Genomic DNA, 22,201 nt, shown 5'->3' with positions numbered 1-22,201 from the left:
CGGCGGGGACGGTACGGGACCGTCCCCGCCGGCGCCCCGGCCGTCCGGGGACGTGCGGAGCGTGCGGGGTGACCGCGGCGGCCGCTCGACGGCGGCCGCGGCGACTGCGGTGACCGCTCAGGAGGCGGGCACGCCGGGTTCGGCGCCGCGCTCCTTGAGCATGTCGGTCATCAGCTGGAGCTCGGAGGTCTGGGCGACCACCATCGACTGCGCGAGCCGCTTCTCGGCGTCGTTCCTGGCCTTGTCGACGTAGCCCTGGGCCATCTCGACGCCGCCCTTGTGGTGCTCGATCATCAGCTGGAGGTAGTACACCTCGGCGTCCCGCCCGCTGAGCGTGCGCAGCTTCGCGATCTGGGTGTTGGTGGCCATGCCGGGCATCAGCGAACCGTCGTGGGCCTGGTAGTCGTGGCCCATCTTCATCCACGCCATCGGGGTGGCGGTCGAGTGCTGGGACAGGCCCCACTGGTCCAGCCAGCCCATCATCATCCCGCGCTGGTTGGCCTGGGTGTTGATGATGTCGAAGGCCAGGGTGCGGGTGGGCTCGTCGGCGGTGCGGTCCCGGACGACGAACGACAGGTCCACCGCCTGCTGGTGGTGGGTCGCCATGTCGCGGGCGAACCCGGCCTCGGGGGAGTCGTCCGCCGGGACGGCCAGCGTGGACGAGCCGGACGCCGAGGTGCCGCTCGCGACCAGGGCCGGCACTCCGAGCGCCAGTGCCACGGTGGCGGCCAGCGCGGCCGGCCACCACATGCGGCGCCGGCGCGGGGCCGGGTCCTCCTCGAACGCGTCGGCGACGGGGCCCGCGTCGGCGGTCACATCTGCCCCATGGTGCAGGAGGCGCCGGGCTCCTGGGTCTGCTTGCCCTGGACGTACTTGGTGAAGAACTCCTCCACCCGCGGGTCACTGGCGTTCTCCACGACGAGCTGGGTGCTCCAGGCGTTCAGGGTGATGGTGCCCTGCTCGTCCGGGTACGGGCTCATCATCGAGTACGGGGTCTTCTTGACCTTGTCGGAGAGGATCTTGAGGTCGTCCGGGGTGGCCTTGTTGTTGTACGTCACCCAGACCGCGCCGTGCTCCAGGGAGTGGACGGCCCGCTCGTTCTCCAGCGGCTGGTCGTAGACGTGGGCCATGCAGTCGGCCCAGATCGCGTTGTGGTCGCCGCCGACCGGCGGGGTCATCGGGTAGGTGACCTTGTCCTTGACGTGGGTGCGGCTCAGCTCGCCGAAGGTCTTCACGCCCGGGATGTCCGCGTTGGCGGCGGTCTCCTTGTCCTTCTTCTTCTGGTTCTGGTCCATGACGATCCAGGTGCCGGTGGCGATCGCGCCGATCACCAGCACACCGGCTGCCACCGAGGCGACGATCTTGTTGCGGCGGTCGCGGCGCTGCTCGGCGGCGCGCAGTTCGGCGATCCGGGCGCGACGGTCGAGACCGTCCTTGCCGCCGTTCTTGTTGGACTGCTTGGAAGCGGAACCCATGGTGGTCGTCCTTGTCCCCGCCGCACCGGTCGGTGACGGCGGTCAGCTGGAGTGGGAGGAGAGCCGGATCCGTCGGCGTTCGCGCCGACGGTGGGTTCCGCTCAGGACCGGTGGACCTGCAGTTCGTGCAGGTCGGGAACCGGGTGCGCGCCGTCCAGCAGACCGGCGGGCACCACCCGGGGCAGCGCCTCGGGCGCGACCGGGGTCAGGGGTGACACGGCGGGCTGCGGCTGCGGCGGCGGGTTCGGCAGCTGGGCGTCCTGCGGGCAGAACGGATGGCTGGTGCAGCCGTTGTTGCGCGGCGGCTGGCCGTCGGCGGTGCAGAGGATCCAGTGCCCCTGCTCCTCGGCCGTCCGGTGGTGCTCCGCGGACTTCGGGGCCTTGGTGACCTTCGCGGCGTGGCCGGTGTACGAGGTGTGCCCGGTGGCGACCTGGACGCTGACCACGCTGACCACGGTGACGGCACTGACCGGGGCGGAGTGCGCCGGCGGCCGGCCGGAGCCGTCCACGGCCTTCGACTGTCCCGCGCAGGGCAGCAGCGTCAGCAGGGTGACGAGCAGCAGGACCAACAGCCCACCTGCCGGGCGGCCCGCGGATGCGGCCCTCCCCGGTCGGGGCGAACTGGGGGCCGACGCGGTCATGCGCACATTTAATCAGCCGAACGAGTGATGCGATGCCCCCCACCGGCCCTCATTTTCGGCGGTCCGGACGCCCGGATGACCAGGAAACGCCCTGCTCCGGACACATCCGGCAAGCGCGGACGGAACGGAAGCGGACGAACGGATGACGAGCCCGGTGCCGCCCGGGTACGGCACCGGTACCTGGCCGGCGCCGGCCCGCCACCTCACCGGTGAACCGGCTGGTGAGCGCCGTGGCCGGGACTCTCCGATGGGTGACCGGTTGTCGCCGAAACCCGGACAGGGTCCTCGCAGGTGGAGAACAATGTCGTCAGCCCGGCCCGCCGGGGGCGGCGCGACCACGGAACCACCAGGAGCCGCCAGATGAGCAAGCAGGGTGCACCCGCACAGCCGCACCGGCCGGACGACGACTGGTGGGACGCCGTCTACGACGGCCCGGCGGGCACCCTCCCGGACACCCCGCACGCCGACCCGGGGGACGGCAGCGTGGACGACTGGTTCGACACGGCGGTCGGACTCATCGGGCAGCAGCGGTCAGCGGAGCCGGAACAGCAGCCGGATCAACCGGAGCAGCCGGAGCGGCCGGAGCCCGAGCAGCGGCCGGAGGCCGTCGGGGAGCCCGACAGCCCGAAGGCCCCGGACAGCCGGGGCGGCCGGGACAGCATCGACGACTGGTTCGACACCGCGATCGGCGTGATCGGCGGGGCTGGAGGCATCGGACGTCAGCGGCCCCCCTCGGAGACCCACCACTTCCCGGCCCCCTCCTTCGCGGACGACGCGCCGAAGGCTGTGGCCGATCCCGAGCCCGAGCCCGAGCCCGAGCCGGAGCCCGAGCCGGAGTCGGAGCCGGATCAGGCGCCAGCGCCCGCGCCGGAAGTGCGAGTCGCCCGAGCACCCGAGCCGGAACCCGCTCCGGAGCCGGGGGCCGGTCCGCTCCCGGTCCCGCTCTCCTTGGCGAAGCCCGAGCCGGAACCCGGGTCCGAGCCGGAACCCGTCAGCGCCGAGGTGCCGATCGGGCCGGGGGCGGAGGCAGAGGGGACGGAGCCCGAAGCCCCTGCCCCCGCCCCCGAGCCCGAACCCGTCCACACCCCGGAGCCCGAACCCGCTCCGGAGCGGGGGGCCGGTCCGCTCCCGGTCCCGCTCTCCTTGGCGAAGCCCGAGCCGGAACCCGGGCCCGAGCCGGAACCCGGGCCCGAGCCGGAACCCGTCAGCGCCGAGGTGCCGATCGGGCCGGCGGTGGAGGCAGAGGGGACGGAGCCCGAGGCCCCCGCCCCCGCCCCCGAGCCCGAACCCGTCCACACCCCGGAGCCCGACCCCGAGCCCGTGGCCCAGGCCGCGGCGGGCGCCGACCCCCGGCTGGCCATCCGGGCACCGCTCGCCGACGGCGGCGCCGCCGTCCCGCACATCGGCGAACGGCCCCCGACCTACGGGCCCGAGCCGACGGCCGTACCCGAGGCGGATCCGGGGGCCCTGCGCGCGCTCGTACCGGACACGGTGCTGGACGGCGCCCAGTACGGGTCGTCCGTGCTGCGCGCCGTCTCCGTCCGGGGCGACTCCGCCCGCTACCGGGGCGAGCCGCGCCGAGACGCCCTACTGGTCACCCGCTTCGGTGAGGGCCCCGAGGGCCTGCTGCTCGCCGTCCTCGGCGGCTTCGACCGTACAGGCGACGGGGAGGGCGACGGCGAGGAAGACGCGGTCGGCCCCGAGGCGGTCGCGGCGGCGACCGGGGAGGCGTGCCGCCAGCTCGCCGCCGCGATCGGGCGCAGCCGGGCCGGCCTGGCCGCCGACCTGCGCGACGGGGCCCGCGACCGGCTCCGCTACGGGCTCCAGCGTCTGGCCACCGGTGCCGCCGCCCCGCTGCGCGCCCTGACGCCCCGGGTGGAGGGGGAGGACACGCCGTCCCCGGGCTCGCTGCACTGTCTGCTGACGTCGCTGGACCCGGATGCCGCCTTTCGCGCGGCCTTCGGTGTCGGTCCGGGCGGGCTCTACCTGCTGCGCTCCGGCCACTGGATCGACGCCTACGCGGCCCGGCTGCTGCACCACCCGGACGGCCAGCCGCCGGTCCCGGAGGCTCCGGTGCCCGGCCCGCGCCCGTTCCGCTTCCGGCTCGTCCCTGCCACGCCGGGCGACATCCTGCTCCTCTGCACCCCGGGCCTGGCCCGCCCCATCGCCGATGAGCCGGCCGTCGCCCACTTCCTCTCCACCCACTGGGCCCACCCCCACCCCCCGGGCACGGTCGACTTCCTCCGCCAGGTCCAGGTCCGGGCCAAGGGTTATGCCGACGACCGCACCGCCGCCGCCATCTGGACCGAGTGACCCCTGCCCCACCCACGGCGCCGCCCCCGCACCGGAAGTCGGCCGGGCCGACTTCCGGTGCAGGGGGCGCACGGTGGGCGGGGTGTGTGCGCCGGGTCGGGGGGTCAGGTGCGCAGGAGGATGCCGGTGACGGCGGTGGCCTGGGTGAGGGCGGCGGGGCGGTGGGCGTCCGGGAGGCCGATGGCGATGGGGACGGCGAGGCCGTCGAGCAGGGCGCGGATCTGCACCGCGCGGTCGGCGGAGGGGCCCGGGGTGAAGTGGCCGCCGGCGGTGCCCTCCTCGATGAGGGCGACCAGGTCGGCCTGCCAGGGCGCCTCGATCTCCTGCTGGCCCCGGCGGATCTCGGCGCTCGCGGGGGAGCGGCCCCACACCTCGACCCAGAGGATCCAGCGCGGGTCGCCCGCGCCTTCCGGAAGGTAGAGGCGCAGGTAGGCGTCGAGGCGCTGCCAGGGGTCGAGGGTGTGGTCGGCGAGGGCTTCGCGGCGCCGGGCGCCGAGTTGGTCCTCGCTCCAGCGGAGGGTCTCCAGCAGCAGCTGGTCCTTGCTGCCGAAGTAGTAGAGCAGGTGCCCGGCGCTCATCTGGAGCTGTTTGCCGAGCCCGGCCATGGTGAGCTTGGCGAGCCCGTGTTCGGCGATCGCGGCGCGGGCGGTGGCGAAGACCTCCTCGCGGGGCCGGGCGGGCCGGCGCGGGCGGGGGTCGGCCATGTGCGGATCTCCTCGGTGGAACGGGGCTTGGAGGACTGCCCGGGTGGGCGCGCGATGCGCCCACCCGGAACGGCCGGAACGGCAGGAACGGCCGGAAGGCCCGGCGGCGGTCCCGGCAGGGACCGCGGGCCGTCAGAGCGCCTTGGGCTGCTGCTGGGTGATGCAGTGGATGCCGCCGCCGTTGGCGAAGATCTCTCGGGCGTCGACGAGTTCGACGGTGCGCCCCGGGTAGGCCTCGGCGAGGATCGCGGCGGCCTCCTGGTCGCGCGGGTCGTCGAAGGCGCACAGGACGACCGCGCCGTTGGCCACGTAGTGGTTGATGTAGGAGTAGTCGACCGGCTCGCCGTCCTCGTCCAGCAGGACGGTGGGGGCGGGCAGTTCGATGACCTCCAGCGGTCGGCCCTGGGCGTCGGTGGAGGCGCGCAGGATGGCGACCAGCTCGCGGCAGACCTCGTGGTCCGGGTGCGCGGGGTCGGGCTGGACGTGGGCGACCACGACGCCGGGGCGCACGAAGGAGGCGACGATGTCGATGTGCCCGCGGGTGCCGAACTCGTCGTAGTCGCGGGTGAGTCCGCGCGGCAGCCAGATCGCCTTGGTGGTGCCGAGGAAGGCGTGCAGTTCGGCCTCGACCTCCTCCTTGGACCAGTCCGCGTTGCGGCCCTCGCCGAGCTGGACGGTCTCGGTGACCAGGACCGTGCCCTCGCCGTCGACGTGGATGCCGCCGCCCTCGTTGATCAGCCGGGAGGCGAAGCGCCGGACGCCGGTCAGTTCGCCGATGTGCTCGGCGATGTGCTGGTCCTTGTCCCAGCGGGCCCAGGACTGCGCGCCCCAGCCGTTGAAGATCCAGTCGGTGGCGGCCAGCGAGCCCTTGCCGTCGATCAGGAAGGACGGGCCGATGTCGCGCATCCACGCGTCGTTCAGCGGGCGCTCGACGATCTCGACCTGCTCGGAGACGTACGTGCGGGCCTCCGCCGTCTCACCGGTGTTGACGATCAGCGTCACCGGCTCGTACCGGGCGATGGTGTCGGCGACGGCGGCCCAGGCCTGGCGGGCGGCGTGCAGCTGCTCGGGGCCGTCGAAGGTGGGGTTGGTGGTGGGGAAGGCCATCCAGGTGCGCTCGTGCGGGTGCCATTCGGCAGGCATCCGGTAGCCGAGCGTGGCGGGCGTGGCGGTGGTCATCATCGGGTCCTCAGGAGGTCGGGAGCCTTGGCGGGGGTTCGGGGGAGGCGGGAGATCGGAGGGAGGCGAGGCGGCCGGGCGCGACGCCGTCCGCGATCAGGGCGGTGGCCTCGGGGATGTCGAGCCGCACGTCCCGGGCGCGGCGGGCGCGGGCGGGTTCGGCTGCCGTGAAGATCGGCAGCCGGTCCCGCTCGGTGGGGGTCGGTCGCACGGTTCCTCGCTCGCGGTCGCCGGGGCGGGTTCGGTTCGGGGCCAAGGTGTCGGGGCGATGTTAGAACGTCGTTCAAACATTCTCGGGTCATTGAAACCCGCAGCGGGCCGCGCTGTCCAGCGTTGCCGTTGCACGGGCGTTCGGCTTGCTGGGCGGGGAGGGGGGTGAGGGTGCGGGCGGGCCGCGGAGGGGCGGCGGGGGAGGGGCGCCGGCCCCGGCGCGCGGCGGGAGCGGGGCAGGGGGCGCGCGGTCGGGAGTGCGGTCCGAACGGGCGCCGGGTGTGCGCGGGATCGGGAGGGGGCGTTCTCGAAAACCGGCTCTGCGCTTCGCAAACCTGTCCGGCGCGGGCAGTTGGATCACGCGAACCACCCCGTGCCCCTTTCACCCCACGTGATCGGACGCACACTGTTGCAAACGCCGTCAACTGGGCATGAGGATGAGTGGTCAGAACGAGGGGGCCACCCGGCCGGCGGGGGATCCGGAGGCGGGGGCCCGGATTTCAGGGCGGGGGCATGTGTTGATGGACGGTCAGTCGCGATTCCCGCGGCAGCGGACGAGTTCCGGCGACGCCTACCGGTCCGGTCCGGCCCAGGGGCCGGCCGGCAGCACCGGAACGGCCCTGCCGGGTGCACCGGCTCCGGGTTGTGCCGTGCACCGGCGGTTGCACCTCACGCTGGATCCGGCGGACCTGGTCGGGGTGGGCGCGGTCCGGCACCGGCTGCGGTCGGCGCTGAGCCACTGGGGGGTGCCGGAGCTGTCCGACACCGCCGAGCTGCTCTCCTCCGAACTGGTCACCAACGCGCTGTTGCACACCGGCAAGGGCGCGGTGTTCGACGCGGTGCTCGGCTCGGACCACCGGCTGCGCATCGAGGTGCAGGACGGGACCAGCAGACTCCCCGGGCGTCGGCGCGATCCGGAGGCCGAGTACGCGACCTCGGGCCGCGGTCTGCTGCTGGTGGAGGCGCTCGCGGATTCCTGGGGCGTGCAGTTGCGCGGCGACGGCAAGGTCACCTGGTTCGAACTCGTCATGCCCTGAGCCCGGCACCGGCACCGGCACCGGCACCGGCACCGGCACCGGCCCCGACCCCGGCAGCGGCTCGCCCGGGCAGAGGCCCCGGTGCGCCGCGACGGCCCGACGGGCCGACGCCTCGACGGCCCGGCCCGAAGGCCCCGGGCCCGCCGTCGACGCCGGGGTCGTACGATTGTTCGTCGTCGATTGATTCGCTGTCGAAGGAAGCCCTGAACAGAAGGCGGAACGGAAGATTTCCGGCCCGTTGGCATTGCCGCTCGGCCGAACATTGGCCAGGATGGTGGGAATGTGTGTCCACGTGCGGGAAGCAGCGGGGAGACCGAACCTCGACTGGCCACCGCCCGTCGCACCGTCCTATCCAGCACGATCATCACACCGCCACGCGGCCCGTCCGGACGGTCGGCGCGGTCCGCCACGGCAGCGGCAGGAGCAGCATGCCCACTGAGCCCGAGTCGCCGGGGCCGGCGCTTCCTCCCGGCGCGGCGCCCGCCGTCGAGCCGCTAACCGTCGAGCCGAGGACCGCCGGGCCGGCCGCGGCGCAGCGGCGCACCGCCCGGTCGAGAGCCGTGGAGCCGCGGGTCGCCGAGCAGTCGGGCCCTCCGGAGCCGCGCACCCTCGGGCCGTCCGCCGCCGGGCCGACCACCTCCGGGACGGGCCGGGCCCGGCCGCCCGCGCAGCCCTCGCGCCGGGGCTCCGCGGTGCGACCGTCCCCGAGTCTCGCCGCCGCCCGGCTGGCGCCCGTGCTGTCGGGCGGGCTGCCGCCCTCCTCCGCGGACACCATGCCGGACTGGCTGGAGCCGGCGATGGCGGCCAACGGCATCGGCTCCTTCGACTGGGACATCCGCCGCGATGTCCTGGAGGGCGACCAGCGGGCCTGTGCGATCGTCGGACTGGACGCCCTGGCGCAGAGCCGCTTCGACCGTACGGCCGCCTCCTTCCTGGCTCTGCTGCACCCCGAGGACGCGCCCGTGGTGCGCCGCCGGGTCGAGCGCGCGGTCGCCGAGCTGGGCCAGTGCGGCGCCTACTACCGCACGATCGGGGCGACCGGCGGCCTGCGCGCGGTGCGCTTCCGCGGCCGGGTGCTCGCCGACGCCTTCGGCCGGGCCTCCCGGATGGTCGGCTTCGTCTGGGACGCCACCGTCGAGCTCCACAAGCGGGACCAGGCCGACCGGATGGCCCTGCTGCGCGAGGAGCGCTCCCGGTTCATCAAGGAAGCGGCGCGCGCCCTCTCCGAAGCCGTCACCGTGCGTGACGTGGCGCGGGTGTTCACCGAGCTGCCGCTGCCCGGGCTGCCGCCGGACGGCCTGGTGCTGGCCTCCTTCGAGGCCGGCCGGGCCCAGATCCTCGGCGCCTCCGGCTACCGCTCCGGCACCCTGGCGGTCTGGGACCGCACCGTGCTGCCGGCCGGCCACCCGGCCGCCGAGGCGGTGCGCCACCGGGCGCCGGTCTTCGTCTCGACCCGCGAGGACTTCCGTGACGGCTACCCCGACGTGTGGGAGTCGGCCAGCCGCACCGGCCGGGGCTCCTGGGCCTACCTGCCGCTGGTGGCCAGCGGCAGGGCGATCGGCGTCTGCGTGGTCAGCTTCGACGACGAGCGCGAGCTGGACGCGGACGAACGCACCCTGCTGTCCACCCTGGGCGGGCTGGTCGCCCAGTCACTGGCCCGGGCCCGGCTGCACGACGCCGAGCACGAGCTCGCGGCCGGCCTCCAGCGGGTGATGCTGCCGCGCACCGTCCCGTCCGTCCCGGGCGTGACGACGGCCGTGCGCTACCTCGCGGCCGGCTCCGGTCTCCAGATCGGCGGCGACTGGTACGACGTGGTGCCGCTGCCCGGCGGGCACGTCGGGCTGGTGATCGGCGACGTCCAGGGCCACGACGTGCACGCCGCCGGGATCATGGGCCAGCTGCGGATCGCGCTGCGCGCCTACGCGGCCGAGGGCCACCCGCCCGCCGCGGTGATGGCCCGTGCCTCCCGCTTCCTGGCCGACCTGGACACCGACCACTTCGCGACCTGCACCTACGCCGAGGTCAATGTGGACTACGGCGTGGTCTACGCCGTCCGGGCCGGCCACCTCGACCCGGTGGTGCGCCGTGCGGACGGCACCGCCGCCGTCGTCCCGGTGGCGGGCGGCCTGCCGCTGGGCATCGACCCGGACCAGGAGTACCGGGTCACCCGGTTCAGCCTGGACCCGGGCGAGACGGTGCTGCTCTGTACCGACGGCCTGGTCGAGGCGCGCGGCATGGACCTGGACGAGGGGGTCGCCCGGCTCACCCGGACGCTCGCCCGCCCACTGCCGGAGGCCGTGGAGGCCGCCCGCGACCCGCTGGAGGAGCTGGCCGACCGGATCGCCTCCCAGGCCGCCGAGTCCAGCGAGCGCGAGGACGACATAGCGCTGCTGCTCCTGCGCTGGGACGGCCCGGCCGGCGGTCTGGCGGCCCAGCAGCTGCGGCGCCGGATCGGCCAGGCCGACCTGGCGCGGGTGGCCGAGGTCAGGGCCGAGCTGCGTGACGCGCTGCGCCGCTGGGGCGTGGCCGAGTTCATCGACACCGCCGAGCTGCTCTCCTCCGAACTGGTCACCAACGCCATCCGGCACACCGACCGGGACGCCATGTTCACCGCGCGGCTCTACCGGGAGCCGGAGGCGGACGGCGGCCGGGCCCGGCTGCGGGTCGAGGTGGAGGACGAGTCGGACCTCTGGCCGACCCGCCGGACGCCGGGCGAGCAGGCCTCGTCCGGCCGCGGGCTGATGTTGGTCGAGGCGCTCGCGGACTCCTGGGGCGTGGAGCCGCGCGGTTCCGGCAAGCGGATGTGGTTCGAGCTCAGCGGGGCGTCGGTGGCTGCGGCCTGAGGCCCCGTGCGGGCCGGGTTCCGGGCGTCGCCATGACCGTCCGGAGCCCGGAACCGGCGGGGTCAGCCGAACTGCTGCTCCAGGTCCTTCAGCTTGCGCTCCAGCGAGTCCAACCGGGGCAGTGTGACGGTGTCCTCCTCCATGGTGAGGTCGATGGTGCGCGGCTCCGGACGGGCCGGCAGGCCGGGCTGGACCACGGTGCCCTCGGCCGGTTCCACCGTGCGCGGAGCGGCGGCGCGCTCCACCCCGGGACGTTCCTTCGCGGGGCGCTCGCCCCCGGGTCCGGCCGGACCCCGTTCCGCGGCGGCGCGTTCCCCGGCGGCGCGTTCCCCGGCGGCGCGTTCCGAGGGGACCCGCTCCGCCCGGACGCGCTCCGCAGGGGCCCGTTCCCCGCCGGCCCGCTCGGCCCCGGCGGCCGTCGCGGGCTCCGCGCCCGACCCCAGCTGCCGCACCGCGTCGCCGCGCCGCCAGGCGCTGTGGGAGCGGTTGATCGCCCGGATCTCGGCCCGCTCCCGGCGCCCGGCCAGCTTGCGGCGCTGCCGTTCGACGGCGCGCTCCCGCCTGTCCTCGCGCACCTCGTCCACCGCCTCGTCCAGGCTGCGGACGTTCTCCAGCAGCATCAGCGACCAGGCCGCGTAGGTCTCGCGGGGGGCGCGCAGCCAGCGGACGATGCGGATCTGCGGCAGCGGGCGCGGCACCAGGCCCTGCTCGCGCAGCGCGGCCCGGCGGGTCTGCTTCAGCGCCCGGTCGAACAGGATCGCCGCCGAGAGGGACATGCCGGAGAAGAACTGCGGGGCGCCGGCGTGGGTCAGTCCGCGCGGGGCGTGCACCCAGTTGAACCAGGCCGAGGCGCCGGCGAAGAGCCAGACCAGCAGCCGGGAGCCGAGGGCGGCGTCGCCGTGGCTGGCCTCGCGGACGGCGAGCACCGAGCAGAACATCGCGGCGCCGTCCAGGCCGAACGGGACGAGGTACTCCCAGCCGCCGGACAGGCCGAGGTTCTGCACGCCGAAGCCGACCAGGCCGTGGAAGGAGAGCGCGGCGGCGACGCCGGCGCAGCAGAACAGCAGGGCGTAGGAGGCGGCTCCGTAGAGGGATTCCCTGCGGCGGCGCCGTTCCTCGGAGCGCTCCCAGGAATCCGTGCCGGCGGTGCCGGGGGCGGATCCCCGGTTTCTCACCAGGGCCACCAGGAGTGCGCTGACCAGCAGCCCCGCGACTCCGGTGACGGCCCACCCGAGCGATATGTCGGACAATTTCATCGCCGGAACCAGCCTCGCTTTCCTGCGTCGCTTTCCTGCGCCCTGATGGCGGGACCATCATGGCGGATGCCCGGCGGGGGAACGGCCGATTCGCCGTCAATGCGCTGAGGAGAGGGATTTCTGACCCGACTGTGATCACATGGTCATAGAAATAAGCGGCGGATCTTTCCCGGAATGACGGGGTTTTTCGATCCGGTGTCGGACGGGCGTTCGTCAACGTCGCGTGACGCGCGGGCAGCCGCCGCACATGTCCTTCGGATCCGCGGTGTAGACGAGGCAACAGCTGGCCCGGGACCGCTCCGGGGCCGGGGCGTCCGCGTCTCCGGACGCCGGGGGCGCGAAACCGGCGCCCGGGGTGAAGGGGGCCGGGGCCGGAGCGGGGCGGTCGCCCGCGCCGGGCGCGCGCGCGGGGTCGAGGGGGTCTCCGGGCGCCAGCAGCGCGGTCAGTTCGGCCCGTACGCGCTCCTGTTCGCCGAGCAGTCCGCCCGCGTAGCAGAGCCCCTCCACCACCGCGTCGGTGGCCATCGCCCACAGCACCCGGGGCCCGCGCCGCGCCTCCGGTCCGAAGGCGGTGAGCACGGGCGCCAGGAAGGCGCCCAGCGCGGAGCGCAGCGCGGCGGCCAGCGCCGGTTCGTCCGGCACCGTCCGGCCCGGTGCCGAGCCGGCCGCCGGGTCCTCCGGCAGGCACGCGAACTCCGTCGGGCGGACGGTCAGTTCGACCGCCCCCGGGTGGCGGCGCAGTGCGACGTCCCCGAGCGTGAGCAGCGGGACGCGCCGCTCCAGGAGCCACGGCAGGGTGAACAGCAGTGAGACCGGCCAGACGAAGCGGTGCAGTCCGAAGCCGGCCGCGACGTCCGGGCGCAGCGGCTGCCCGTAGCGGGCGAGGCCCTGCCGGGCGTCGTGGGCGATCAGGTCGCGCACCGCCTCGGGGCGGGTGGCGAGGTCGGCGGCGGGCAGCCAGCCGTCGCCGCGCCGGGGTGGGGCGCAGCGCACCGTCAGGACGGGGGTGAGGCCGGACAGTCGGTGGTACGAGGGGGCACCCGGGGCCGCGGCTGTGGGCGCGGGGACGGGAGTGCGCGCCCCGGTGGTGCGGGGGGCGTGCGGCCGGGGGCCGGGCCGGGTGCTGCTCGCGCTCATGGGCGGCCCCATCGGGTCGACCGGGGCGCCCATGGTCCGCCCGGCGGTGCCCGGCGGTGGTGGTGTGCCGGGCGCGGCCGGGCCGGGGCATGGCGGTGCCCGGGGAACGGCAAGGCTGACCTGGCCGGGGTACTGCTCCCCCCGGCCAGGTTAGCCTCACCTTAGCTGATCGACCCCCGGGTCTCGCTCGTGATGCGCCCGTCCGGGGGAGGCCCCGGCGCGCGTGCGGCGCCCAGCTGGCGCGCGAGCCAGACCGGCACCCCGCCCAGGGCTGCCACCAGCCGGGCCGCCTCGGCCCGCAGTCGCGCGGCCTCGGCCGGCTCGGACACCTCGGCGAGCGCCGCGAGCGCCGGTGCCACCCCCACCGTGAAGCCGAGTTGCTCGCGCAGCCGCAGCGAGGCGTCGAAGCCCTCCCGGGCGTTGCCGCGGTCCCCGCGCGACAGCGCCAGCGCGGCCAGGTGCCGCCAGGTGTACGAGCGCAGCAGCTCGTCCCCGCGCTCGCCGGCGCCCTCGTGCGCCCGGCGGTAGGCGATCCAGGCGGCACTGCGGTCGCGCAGCAGGTTCTCGGCGACCAGCCCGCGCCGGAAGTCCAGCAGCGGGCGGCCCGGGGCGTCCGGCGGCAGCAGGGCCGAGGTGCGGCCGAGCGCGGCCTGAGCCTCGTCCAGCCGGTCCCGCGGGCCGAGCACGCTCGCCACGTACGCGAGGAAGCCGCGGGCGCAGGCGGCGGCCGCGCGCTGCTCGGTGCCGGCGGCCAGTGCCTCCGCCAGGCGCAGTGCCTGCTCCGCCTGGGTCCAGTACGCGGCCGTGAACAGGCACTGCTCGATGAGGAGTTCGGCCCGCGCCAGGGCCGTGTCCGGGTCGTGTTCGGCGACCGGTCGCAGCAGTTCGGCCGCCTCCTGCCAGCACCCCCGGGACCTCAGCCGCCACACGGTGTCACCCGGTTCCTCCGCCGGCGCCCGCCCCCGCCCGCCCGGGTTGCTCGGGTCCCATCCGTGCTCCGACAACGCCACCTCCTTGTGTGCGCCATCCGGCAAGGGCGCGGACCTGCCCCTGAGGCCCTGTCGCCACGACCCGTACGCATGACGACGACAGGGCGAAAGGCCCGCGCTGTGGCCGCAATTCAACACGGGGGTGAGCTTGTGCACCAGATCACGAGCGAAGGTTGTTGCTTTTGCCGGAGAAATGATCTAGAGGAGGCGGGGCGGGACGGCCGGGCGGGTCAGGAGGTCCAGCCGGTCTCCATCAGGGCCTCGGCGGCACCGTTCGCGGGCTGCGGAACACCGGCCAGGTCCAGGCTGAACAGGGCGACCAGCAACTGTTCGCCGCGCACGGTGGCCTGGTGCGAATAACCCGCGAGGGTGAACATCGCGGCGGCCATCTCCTCGGCGTGCAGGGTCTGCAGCCAGAGGCACTCGACCGACTTCACGTCGGCCGGCTCGGTCCAGGTGTCCACCTGGGCGACCATCCGGCCGCCCAACAGGGTGACCCCGTCGCGCTCCTGGGCCTCGGTCAGCTCCAGGTCGTCGAAGCCCAGCCACTCCAGGTAGCGGGCGGCGGTGAACACCGCGTCCTGCGAGGTGCGCACCGGGTGCGGGCGGAACGGCGCGCGGTGGCGGAACGGGCGGGGCCGGCCGGCCGCCGGCGGGGCGGGCGGGACCGGGGCGGGCGCGTTCACCGGGTGGGTCGGGTGAGCCGGGTGAGCCGGGTACGGGCGGGCGGGCTGCGGGCCGGGGGCGGCGAGCGGGGCGGCGGTGCCGCCGCCCAGCCGGGTGGCGCGGTCCACCGGCAGCCGGACGGTGGCGCCGCAGTTGCAGGTGAACTCGGGCTGCGGCCACTGGTCGGAGCGGCCGCAGTGCGGGCAGCGCATGCTCAGCCAGGAGTCCTCCCAGGAGCGGAACCGCACCTGTACCGGCACCCCGCCGCGCAGCAGCGGCACCTTGAGGGAGGCGCCGCACGGACAGGGCAGGGAGGGCGGTTCGTAGAGGTGCTCGCGGCGGCAGGCGGGGCAGCGGATGGCCCGGGCGCCACCGCCCGGCCCCGGTCGTGTGGGGTCGTGTCCGGTGAAGTCGTCGGGCAGTCCTGCCATCGCGGGCTCCGTCCGTCGGTGTCGGGTGGTGGGACGTATCCCATGCTCCCCGAAATGTCCGGCGCCGGACGCGGAATGGGGCAATCCTCAGGGACGGATCAGGGAGTCCTGCCCACCCGGGTAGGGGCGGAATCCCCCTGGAGGGGGATGCCCGCCCGGCCTGGCCGGGGCGTTCACCCGGCGGACCAGCGGGCCAGGTCGGCGGGGGTGTCGAGGTCGTCCGGGGCGGCGACGTCGGCGCACTCGACCAGGACGAGCTCCGCCGCGCGCGCCGTCAGCAGGGCGCGGGCTCCGGCGTCGCCGAGGGCGCCCGCCGCCGCCTCGGCGAGGTGGCGGGCGCCGATCAGCACCGGGTGCCCGCGGCGGCCGCCGTAGGCCGCCGCGGCCAGGTCGGCGCCCGCCCGGTGGGCGGCCAGCAGCCGGGCCACCGCGGCCGGGGTGACGCCCGGGGTGTCCACCAGCATCACCAGCACCGCCGGGGCGCGCGGGGGCAGCGCGGCCAGGCCGGCCCGCAGCGAGGAGCCCATGCCCCGCGCCCAGTCCGGGTTGTCGACCAGCCGGCAGCCCGGCAGGTGCGCGGTGGCCCGCACCCGCGCGCCCTCGGCGCCCAGCACCACCGTGACGTCGGGGCAGCCGCCGGCCCGCACCACCGCCACCGCGTGCTCCACCAGCGGGCGGCCGCCGTACCGCAGCAGCGCCTTGGGCCGCCCGCCGAGCCGCCGCCCGCCCCCGGCGGCGAGGACCAGGGCGGCGACCGGGGCGGCGCCCGAGGTGGCGCCCGAGGTGGCGCCCGGTGTGGAGGCGCCCGGTGCGGTGGCCGGGCCCGGACCGGCGGGTGTCGGTGCGCTCTGCATGGGCCCAGCCTGCCCGGTCCGGGCCGGGGCGCGCATTGTGGGAAGCCACAAGGGGAGGCCGCGCGCGGTGCCCGCGCCCCGGCGGTTCGGCCGCTGGCCGCGCCGGGCCCGGGCCGCCTGTACTGGGGCGATGCACACCGCACCGCGCATCGGCGCACCGAGCGGGGCCGAACCGCGCACCACCGCACCGGCCACCACCGCACCGCGAACTCCCGCACCGCGAACTCCCGTACCGTGTACGACATCACCGCGAGCGGCCGCGCCGCCCCCGCTGGTGGACCGCTTCGGCCGGGTCCACACCGACCTGCGGCTCTCCCTGACCGACCGCTGCAACCTGCGCTGCGCCTACTGCATGCCGGCCGAGGGCCTGGAGTGGCTCGGGCGCGCCGAGGTGCTGGACGACGACGAGGTGCTGCGCCTGGTGCGGATCGCGGTGCACCGGCTGGGCGTGCGGTCGGTCCGGATGACGGGCGGGGAGCCGCTGCTGCGGCGGGGGTTGACCGTACTGGTCGGCCGGATCGCCGCGCTGGGCCCCGAGTTGTCGCTGACGACGAACGGGATCGGGCTGGCGCGCACCGCCGCCGGGCTGCGGGCGGCCGGGCTGGACCGGGTGAACGTCAGCCTGGACACGCTGCGCCCGGAGCGGTTCGCGGCGCTCACCCGGCGGGACCGCATCGGTGACGTCCTCGCGGGGCTGGCGGCGGCGAAGGCGGCCGGGCTGGGGCCGGTGAAGGTGAACGCGGTACCGGTGCGCGGGGTCAACGACGACGAGATCGTGGAGCTGACCGAGTTCGCCGTCGCTCACGGATACCGGATGCGGTTCATCGAGTCGATGCCGCTGGACGCCCAGGGGGCGTGGGACCGTGCGGCGATGGTGACGGCGCGGGAGGTCCTCGCACGGTTGGCGCGGCGGTACGAGCTGGTGCCCGTCGGCCGGCCCGGCAGCGCCCCGGCGGAGGAGTGGCGGATCGCCGGGACGGACGCGGTCGTGGGTGTGATCGCCTCCGTCACCCGGCCGTTCTGCGGCGGCTGCGACCGGGTGCGGCTGACCGCCGACGGTCAGCTGCGCAACTGCCTGTTCGCGACGGGGGAGTCGGACCTGCGGGCACTGCTGCGCGGCGGGGCGGACGACGCGGCGGTCGAGGCGGCCTGGCGGGCCTCGGTGGCCGGCAAGGGGCCCGGACACGCCATCGGCAGCGAGGGGTTCGTCCGGCCCGACCGCCCGATGTCCGCGATCGGCGGCTGACCGCGGGACGCGCCCCGGGGCGGCCGACCGCGGGGCCCGGCGCGCGGACACCGCGGACACCGCGGACACGGCAGACACCGCGGGCACGGCGGAGGTGAGCGGGTGTGAGCTTCGACATGCTGCGGGCCGGTCCGTGGCGTCGGCTTGACCTGCTCTCGGGGCGGCTGATCTGCTGGTTCGCCGTCACCCCGCCCCTGATCCCGGGAGTTCTCCGTGCCCGCCCGCCGCTCCACGCTGTCCGCTGCCACCGTGTTCCTGATATGCGCGCTCGCGCTGGTCGGTTGGCTGATCGGCGGTCGAGACCACAAGTCGACCGGCCCCAAGACCGGTGGCGGCGCCGTCGCCGGGGCCACCGGCACCAGCCCGCTGCAGAACCCGGACGGCACCAAGCCCGGCCTGGCGCCGCTGACCACCCCGGAGGAGCAGAAGGCCGGCCGGGACGTCATCGCCAAGGTCGCCACCGCCGCCGTCGGCACCAAGGACGGCTACGACCGCAACGAGTTCGGCCCCGCCTGGACGGACAACGTCGACGGCGTCCCGTTCGGCGGCAACAAGTGCGACACCCGCAACGACCTGCTCGCCCGTGACGGCACCGGCGTCGAGCACAAGGACGGCTCGGACTGCACGGTCACCGCGATGACCATCTGGGACCCGTACACCGGCAAGAGCGTCCAGTGGACCAAGCAGCAGGCCTCCAAGATCCAGATCGACCACGTGATGCCGCTCTCCTACGACTGGCAGATGGGTGCCAGCAAGTGGGACAAGCCCAAGCGCGTGCAGATCGCCAACGACCCGCTGAACCTGATCCCCGCCGACGGCTCGCAGAACGCCTCCAAGGGCGACTCCGGTCCGGCCACCTGGCTGCCCGCCAACACCGAGATCCGCTGCGCCTACGCGGTGCGCTTCGCCCAGGTCTCGCTGAAGTACCAGCTGCCCGTCACCGAGGCCGACAAGAAGGCCATGCTCCAGCAGTGCGGCGGCTGATGAGACCTCGGGCCTGAGCGCCTCCGGGCGGGCGCGATGTGCCCCGGACGCGGGTCGGATGGTATTCGTGGGCGGTGTCCCCGATCTCTTCCCGGTTCCCCCGCACGTCCGGGCGCCTCGCGCCCGCCCTCGTCGCCGTCCTCGCCCTCGCCCTGTCGAGCGGTTGTACGGGTACGACCCGCCCGGTCGCCCGGCCGCCGCTGGAGGAGCGGGTCGCCTCCACCGCGACGCCCGCCCTGCGCGCGCTCTACGACCAGCGGGTCGACTGGCAGCGCTGCCCCGGTGACGACGGCACCGACCCGGACACGGCGATCGTGCAGTGCGCCACCCTCAAGGTGCCGCTGGACTACGCCGACCCGGCCGGCCGCACCATCGACGTCGCCCTCGCGAAGGTGCCCGCCGCCGACCGCGAGAACCGGCTCGGGGCCCTGCTGCTCAACCCCGGCGGCCCCGGCAACTCCGGTGTCAAGATGGTCCGTTGGGGCTGGCAGAACTACCAGGGGCCGCTGCACGACCGCTACGACCTGGTCGGCTTCGACCCGCGCGGCACCGGCGACACCGTCCCGCTCCAGTGCCTGGACGACTCCACCCGCGACGAGTACGACGCCACCGACGACCCGGACTACGGCCGCGGCCGGGTCCTCGCCGAGGCCTGCGAGGCCCGGCACGCCGACCTGCTCCCGCACCTCGGCACCCGCGACACCGCCCGCGACCTCGACGTGCTGCGCGGCGCCCTCGGCGAACGCCGGCTGGACTTCCTCGGCTTCTCCTACGGCACCCACCTCGGCGCCCGCTACGCCGAGGAGTTCCCCGACCGCACCGGCCGGCTCGTCCTCGACGGCGCCGTCGAGCACGGCGTCCCCACCGCCCGGCTCGGCATCGAGCAGGCCGTCGCCGCCGAGGACGGGTTCCGGGCCTTCGCCGCCGACTGGGCCACCGAGGACGGGGACTCCCACCCGTTCGGCTCCGACCCGGCCACCGCCCCCCGGCGCCTGGCCCGCTTCCTCGACGGCCTGCGCGCGCACCCGCTGCACACCGCCGACGGCCGCGCGCTCACCGCCGCGCTCGGCTGGGGCGCCGTCCTGGACGCCCTCGCCGACGGCCACCAGTCCTGGTCCGGGCTGCGCGACGTCATCGAACCGGCCGTCACCCGGGGCGAGGGCGAGAACCTGCTGGCCCTCGCCGACAGCGTCTACGGCCGCGGTGAGGACGGCCGCTACCAGAGCGTGGCCGACGCCTTCGCCGCCATCTCCTGCGCGGACGGCCCGCCGCCGCCCACCGACGCGGAACTGGCCCCGGCCCTCGCCGAACTCGCCGCCCGCGCCCCGCTGACCACCGGGCACGACCCGGCGGGCACCCTGCTCGTCCCGGACTGCCGGGCCTGGCCGTACCACTCGCCCGAGACGGCGCAGCCCGTCCGGGCGCCGGGCAGCGCGCCGGTCCTGGTGATCGGCTCCACCGGCGACCCGGTCACCCCGTACGCCTGGGCGCAGCGGCTGGCGGGCGGGCTGGAGCACGGCGTGCTGCTCACCCGGGACGGCGACGGGCACATGGCCTACTACCGGAGCGCCTGCGTCCGGGACGCGGTGACCGCCTACCTGGTGGACGGCCGGCTGCCGGCGGCGTCCACCCACTGCGCGACCGACTGAGGACCGACTGAGGACCGGCTGACGGCCGGTGACCGAGGACCGGCGGCCGAGGACCGGCTGACGGAGGGCCGGTGGCCTGGCAGGACGGCCGGGCACGACGGCCGGGCACGACGGAAGGGGGCGCGCCGCGCGAACGCGGCACGCCCCCTTCGGGCTCGTGGAGCGACGGGGTCAGGAGGTCGGGGCCGTCAGGTCGTAGAAGGAGGTCGAGCCGACGGTCCTGGCGGTGAAGTGGGCCGTCACCCAGGACTCGATCCGGGCGGACTCGCTCTGCTGCCCGCCCTCGTCGTCGCCCGCGCCGCCGCCGAAGCCGCGGTGCGAGCCACCGGCGCCGATGAACCAGTGGACCTTGCCCTCCTGGACGTACTTCTGGAAGCCGGCCAGGGTCAGCGACGGGTCCGTGCCGTTGAAGCCGCCGAGGGCCATCACCGGCTCACCGGTGGCGAGTTGGTAGCCGGCGGCGGTCTGCGAGCCGATCGTGGCGGCCGCCCAGGTGTACCGGTCGGCGCCCTCCGAGAGCATGGCGGCGACCTCCGGGGTCACCTTGGGGCCGTCGAGCAGGCCGCCCATGCCACCGGGGGGCGGGCCGCCGTCCGTGCCGCCGGGGAGGGCCTGTCCGCCGGGGAAGGCCTGCCCGCCGGGGAAGCCGCCGGTGCCGCCGCCGCGCTCGTGGCGGCCGTCGGCGCGGTCGGAGCCCGCGCCCGCGCTGCCGTTCGCGCCGCCGCCCGGGGAGCCCTGCGCCCCCTGGCCGTTCTGCCCGCCCGGGGAGCCCTGCGCCCCCTGGCCGTTCTGGCCGCCCTGGCCGAACCAGCGCCCGTTGCCGTTGCCGTTGCCGTTGCCGCCGCCGGGGAAGCCCTTGCCGCCCTTGTGTCCCGCGCCGCCCGGCCCGAACGCCCCCGCCACGCCCGGCCCGGCGGTCACGATCGAGCCGGTGTGCGGGGAGTTCACGGTGTCGACCGCGTACGCGGCCGGCCCGCCGAGCGCCGCCGCCAGGCCCACCAGGCCCGCCACCGAGGCGATCCGGGCGCCGGTCCGGCCGGAGACCCGCCCGGCCGCCGTACGGGCGAGCAGCGGCCCGGCGGCCAGCGCGGCCGCCGCGAGCAGCCCGCCGACCAGCACCGCCCAGCGCAGCCACGGCAGGAAGTCCGCGCTGCGGTCGAGCAGCACGAACGCCCAGACCGCCGTCACGGCGAGCGTCCCGGCCAGCACCGGTGCCCAGGGCAGCCGGTGCCGGGCCCGCCACAGTCCGTCCACGCCCATGCCGACCAGCGCCGCGACGGCCGGGGCCAGCGCCACCGTGTAGTACTGGTGGAAGATCCCGGACATGAAGCTGAAGATCAGCGCGGTGGAGAGCAGCCAGCCGCCCCAGATCAGGAAGGCCGCGCGGGCGGTGTCGGTGCGGGCGTGGCGGCGGGTCGCCCAGAGGCCGACCACCAGCAGGATCAGCGCGGCCGGCAGCAGCCAGGCGATCTGCCCGCCGATGTCGGTGCCGAACATCCGGGTCAGCCCGGTCTCGCCCCAGCCGCGGCCGCCGCCGCGGGGCGCGCCGCCGCCCGGCAGGTCGAGCCCGGCCGGCATCCGGGCGCCGCCGCCCACGCTGCCGCGCTCGTCGCCGTTCACCCGGCCGAGGCCGTTGTACCCGAAGGTGAGCGAGAGGAAGCTGTTGTCCTGCGAGCCGCCGATGTACGGGCGGGCCGAGGCCGGCATCAGCTCGACGATCGCCACCCACCAGCCGCCCGAGACGACCAGGGCCGCGCCCGCGGCCAGGCTCTGCCGCACCCGCCGCCAGAACCCGGTGGGCGCCGCGACCAGGTAGACCGCCGTGAAGGCGGGCAGGACCAGGAAGGCCGCCAGCGTCTTGGTGAGGAAGGCGAGGCCGAACATCACCCCGGTGAACACCAGCCACCGGGTGCCCGCCGCTTCGAGCGCCCGCACCAGCCCGTACGCGGCCAGCGTCAGCAGCAGCACCAGCAGTGCGTCCGGGTTGTTGAAGCGGAACATCAGCGCCGCGACCGGGGTGAGCGCCAGTGCGGCGCCGGCCAGCAGGGCGCCGAGCGGGGAGAAGCGGCGGCGCACCGTCGCGTACAGCACGCCGACGGTGGCCGCGCCCATCAGCGCCTGCGGGGCCAGCACCGACCAGGAGGAGAGGCCGAAGATCCGTGCCGCGAGCGCCATCGGCCACAGCGCGGCCGGCGGCTTGTCGACGGTGATGAAGTTCGCCGCGTCCGAGGAGCCGAAGAAGAAGGCCTTCCAGCTCTGCGAGCCGGCCTGCACGGCGGCCGAGTAGAAGGAGTTGGCCCAGCCGGAGGCGCTCAGGCCCCACAGGTAGAGGACGGCGGTGGCGGCCAGCAGTGCCAGCAGGGCCGGGCGCACCCAGCGGGGGTCGTCCGCGCGCCCGCGCCAGGTGCGGGCCGGGAGGGTGCGCAGCCGGCCGGACCAGGAGGCGGGCCCCACGGGCCCGGCGGGCGGCAGGGGCTGCTCGGGGAAGAGCGGTGGCGGGGGCGGGCGGGGCGGGCCCCCCCCCCCCCGGGGGGGGCCGTTTTCGGGCGCGGGGCCCGCTGGGCCGGCCCGGGGGGGGTTGGTGGTT

At 75.7% G+C, this 22,201-nt stretch carries 17 protein-coding genes and 1 pseudogene; 6 read left to right on the top strand and 12 right to left on the bottom strand.

Annotated elements, in window-relative coordinates; genetic code table 11:
• Positions 1 to 117 precede the first annotated feature (117 nt).
• The 3 genes from ACWD4P_RS33360 to ACWD4P_RS33350 form a co-directional block, all read right to left on the bottom strand.
• On the bottom strand, positions 118 to 750 hold the full coding sequence (locus ACWD4P_RS33360) for a DUF305 domain-containing protein (protein WP_449782217.1): 633 nt from the start codon (positions 748 to 750) through the stop codon (positions 118 to 120).
• Between the two features lie 62 nt (positions 751 to 812).
• Complete coding sequence (locus tag ACWD4P_RS33355; RefSeq protein ID WP_359829023.1) at positions 813 to 1,475, bottom strand: DUF3105 domain-containing protein; 663 nt, start codon at positions 1,473 to 1,475, stop codon at positions 813 to 815.
• Between the two features lie 101 nt (positions 1,476 to 1,576).
• Positions 1,577 to 2,044 (bottom strand): hypothetical protein, encoded by a 468-nt coding sequence (locus ACWD4P_RS33350; protein ID WP_449782215.1) that lies wholly within the window; start codon positions 2,042 to 2,044, stop codon positions 1,577 to 1,579.
• A gap of 432 nt (positions 2,045 to 2,476) precedes the next feature.
• Here ACWD4P_RS33350 and ACWD4P_RS33345 point away from each other — a divergent pair, with 432 nt between their 5' ends.
• Positions 2,477 to 4,429, top strand: coding sequence for a protein phosphatase 2C domain-containing protein (locus ACWD4P_RS33345; protein WP_449782214.1), 1,953 nt, complete (start codon positions 2,477 to 2,479; stop codon positions 4,427 to 4,429).
• A gap of 104 nt (positions 4,430 to 4,533) precedes the next feature.
• On the opposite strand, the gene ACWD4P_RS33340 is transcribed toward ACWD4P_RS33345, so the two are convergent.
• The 3 genes and pseudogenes from ACWD4P_RS33340 to ACWD4P_RS33330 all read right to left on the bottom strand — a co-directional run.
• The gene (locus tag ACWD4P_RS33340) at positions 4,534 to 5,133 is read right to left on the bottom strand and encodes a TetR/AcrR family transcriptional regulator (RefSeq protein WP_359829026.1); all 600 of its coding nucleotides are present in this window, start codon (positions 5,131 to 5,133) and stop codon (positions 4,534 to 4,536) included.
• Positions 5,134 to 5,265: 132 nt separating this feature from the next.
• A complete protein-coding gene (locus tag ACWD4P_RS33335) occupies positions 5,266 to 6,315 on the bottom strand; it encodes an agmatine deiminase family protein (protein ID WP_359829027.1) in 1,050 nt (349 codons plus the stop codon).
• Between the two features lie 79 nt (positions 6,316 to 6,394).
• Positions 6,395 to 6,523: pseudogene (locus ACWD4P_RS33330) on the bottom strand (urease subunit gamma); the annotation flags it as partial.
• A 661-nt stretch (positions 6,524 to 7,184) separates the two neighbouring features.
• On the opposite strand from ACWD4P_RS33330, the gene ACWD4P_RS33325 reads away from it, so the two are divergent.
• Together ACWD4P_RS33325 and ACWD4P_RS33320 are read left to right on the top strand one after the other, a co-directional pair.
• Entirely contained in the window at positions 7,185 to 7,559 is a 375-nt protein-coding gene (locus ACWD4P_RS33325) for an ATP-binding protein (protein WP_359829028.1), read from the top strand.
• A gap of 428 nt (positions 7,560 to 7,987) precedes the next feature.
• A complete protein-coding gene (locus ACWD4P_RS33320) occupies positions 7,988 to 10,402 on the top strand; it encodes an ATP-binding SpoIIE family protein phosphatase (protein WP_359829029.1) in 2,415 nt (804 codons plus the stop codon).
• Positions 10,403 to 10,464: 62 nt separating this feature from the next.
• Here the strand turns inward: ACWD4P_RS33320 and ACWD4P_RS33315 are convergent, their stop codons facing one another.
• From ACWD4P_RS33315 to ACWD4P_RS33295, 5 genes are all read right to left on the bottom strand, one after another.
• Positions 10,465 to 11,658, bottom strand: a complete 1,194-nt coding sequence (locus ACWD4P_RS33315; RefSeq protein ID WP_449782213.1) for a DUF2637 domain-containing protein — start codon at positions 11,656 to 11,658, stop codon at positions 10,465 to 10,467.
• Between the two features lie 213 nt (positions 11,659 to 11,871).
• Positions 11,872 to 12,795, bottom strand: a complete 924-nt coding sequence (locus ACWD4P_RS33310; RefSeq protein ID WP_449782212.1) for a (2Fe-2S)-binding protein — start codon at positions 12,793 to 12,795, stop codon at positions 11,872 to 11,874.
• A gap of 161 nt (positions 12,796 to 12,956) precedes the next feature.
• Positions 12,957 to 13,799, bottom strand: a complete 843-nt coding sequence (locus ACWD4P_RS33305; protein ID WP_449782211.1) for a hypothetical protein — start codon at positions 13,797 to 13,799, stop codon at positions 12,957 to 12,959.
• Between the two features lie 215 nt (positions 13,800 to 14,014).
• The gene (locus tag ACWD4P_RS33300) at positions 14,015 to 14,881 is read right to left on the bottom strand and encodes a hypothetical protein (RefSeq protein ID WP_449782210.1); all 867 of its coding nucleotides are present in this window, start codon (positions 14,879 to 14,881) and stop codon (positions 14,015 to 14,017) included.
• A gap of 173 nt (positions 14,882 to 15,054) precedes the next feature.
• Positions 15,055 to 15,735: a nucleotidyltransferase family protein gene (locus tag ACWD4P_RS33295; RefSeq protein ID WP_449782209.1), complete on the bottom strand. Its 681-nt coding sequence runs from the start codon at positions 15,733 to 15,735 to the stop codon at positions 15,055 to 15,057.
• A gap of 271 nt (positions 15,736 to 16,006) precedes the next feature.
• Between ACWD4P_RS33295 and moaA the strand changes: the two genes are divergently transcribed.
• The 3 genes from moaA (at position 16,007) to ACWD4P_RS33280 (ending at position 19,614) form a co-directional block, all read left to right on the top strand.
• On the top strand, positions 16,007 to 16,981 hold the full coding sequence (gene moaA, locus ACWD4P_RS33290; protein WP_449782216.1) for a GTP 3',8-cyclase MoaA: 975 nt from the start codon (positions 16,007 to 16,009) through the stop codon (positions 16,979 to 16,981).
• 213 nt (positions 16,982 to 17,194) lie between these two features.
• Positions 17,195 to 17,965 (top strand): HNH endonuclease family protein, encoded by a 771-nt coding sequence (locus tag ACWD4P_RS33285; protein ID WP_359830972.1) that lies wholly within the window; start codon positions 17,195 to 17,197, stop codon positions 17,963 to 17,965.
• Between the two features lie 74 nt (positions 17,966 to 18,039).
• Positions 18,040 to 19,614: an alpha/beta hydrolase gene (locus tag ACWD4P_RS33280; RefSeq protein WP_449782208.1), complete on the top strand. Its 1,575-nt coding sequence runs from the start codon at positions 18,040 to 18,042 to the stop codon at positions 19,612 to 19,614.
• 171 nt (positions 19,615 to 19,785) lie between these two features.
• On the opposite strand, the gene ACWD4P_RS33275 is transcribed toward ACWD4P_RS33280, so the two are convergent.
• Positions 19,786 to 22,201 (bottom strand): glycosyltransferase family 39 protein (locus ACWD4P_RS33275; protein ID WP_449782207.1); only part of this gene is annotated, 2,416 nt, incomplete at its 5' end.

The sequence above is a fragment of the Kitasatospora sp. NPDC002543 genome (genome assembly GCF_053594915.1).
Note: the sequence above shows the minus strand (reverse complement) of the source record. Positions and strands in the feature narration are given on the sequence as shown.

What these genes read in the sequence shown, in the direction of transcription:
- ACWD4P_RS33335 (WP_359829027.1), bottom strand. Translation starts at nt 6,315, where the DNA reads ATGATGACCACCGCCACGCCCGCCACGCTCGGCTACCGGATGCCTGCC.
- ACWD4P_RS33310 (WP_449782212.1), bottom strand. Translation starts at nt 12,795, where the DNA reads ATGAGCGCGAGCAGCACCCGGCCCGGCCCCCGGCCGCACGCCCCCCGC.
- ACWD4P_RS33340 (WP_359829026.1), bottom strand. Translation starts at nt 5,133, where the DNA reads ATGGCCGACCCCCGCCCGCGCCGGCCCGCCCGGCCCCGCGAGGAGGTC.
- ACWD4P_RS33320 (WP_359829029.1), top strand. Translation starts at nt 7,988, where the DNA reads ATGCCCACTGAGCCCGAGTCGCCGGGGCCGGCGCTTCCTCCCGGCGCG.
- ACWD4P_RS33355 (WP_359829023.1), bottom strand. Translation starts at nt 1,475, where the DNA reads ATGGGTTCCGCTTCCAAGCAGTCCAACAAGAACGGCGGCAAGGACGGT.
- ACWD4P_RS33345 (WP_449782214.1), top strand. Translation starts at nt 2,477, where the DNA reads ATGAGCAAGCAGGGTGCACCCGCACAGCCGCACCGGCCGGACGACGAC.
- ACWD4P_RS33300 (WP_449782210.1), bottom strand. Translation starts at nt 14,881, where the DNA reads ATGGCAGGACTGCCCGACGACTTCACCGGACACGACCCCACACGACCG.
- ACWD4P_RS33360 (WP_449782217.1), bottom strand. Translation starts at nt 750, where the DNA reads ATGTGGTGGCCGGCCGCGCTGGCCGCCACCGTGGCACTGGCGCTCGGA.
- ACWD4P_RS33315 (WP_449782213.1), bottom strand. Translation starts at nt 11,658, where the DNA reads ATGAAATTGTCCGACATATCGCTCGGGTGGGCCGTCACCGGAGTCGCG.
- ACWD4P_RS33295 (WP_449782209.1), bottom strand. Translation starts at nt 15,735, where the DNA reads ATGCAGAGCGCACCGACACCCGCCGGTCCGGGCCCGGCCACCGCACCG.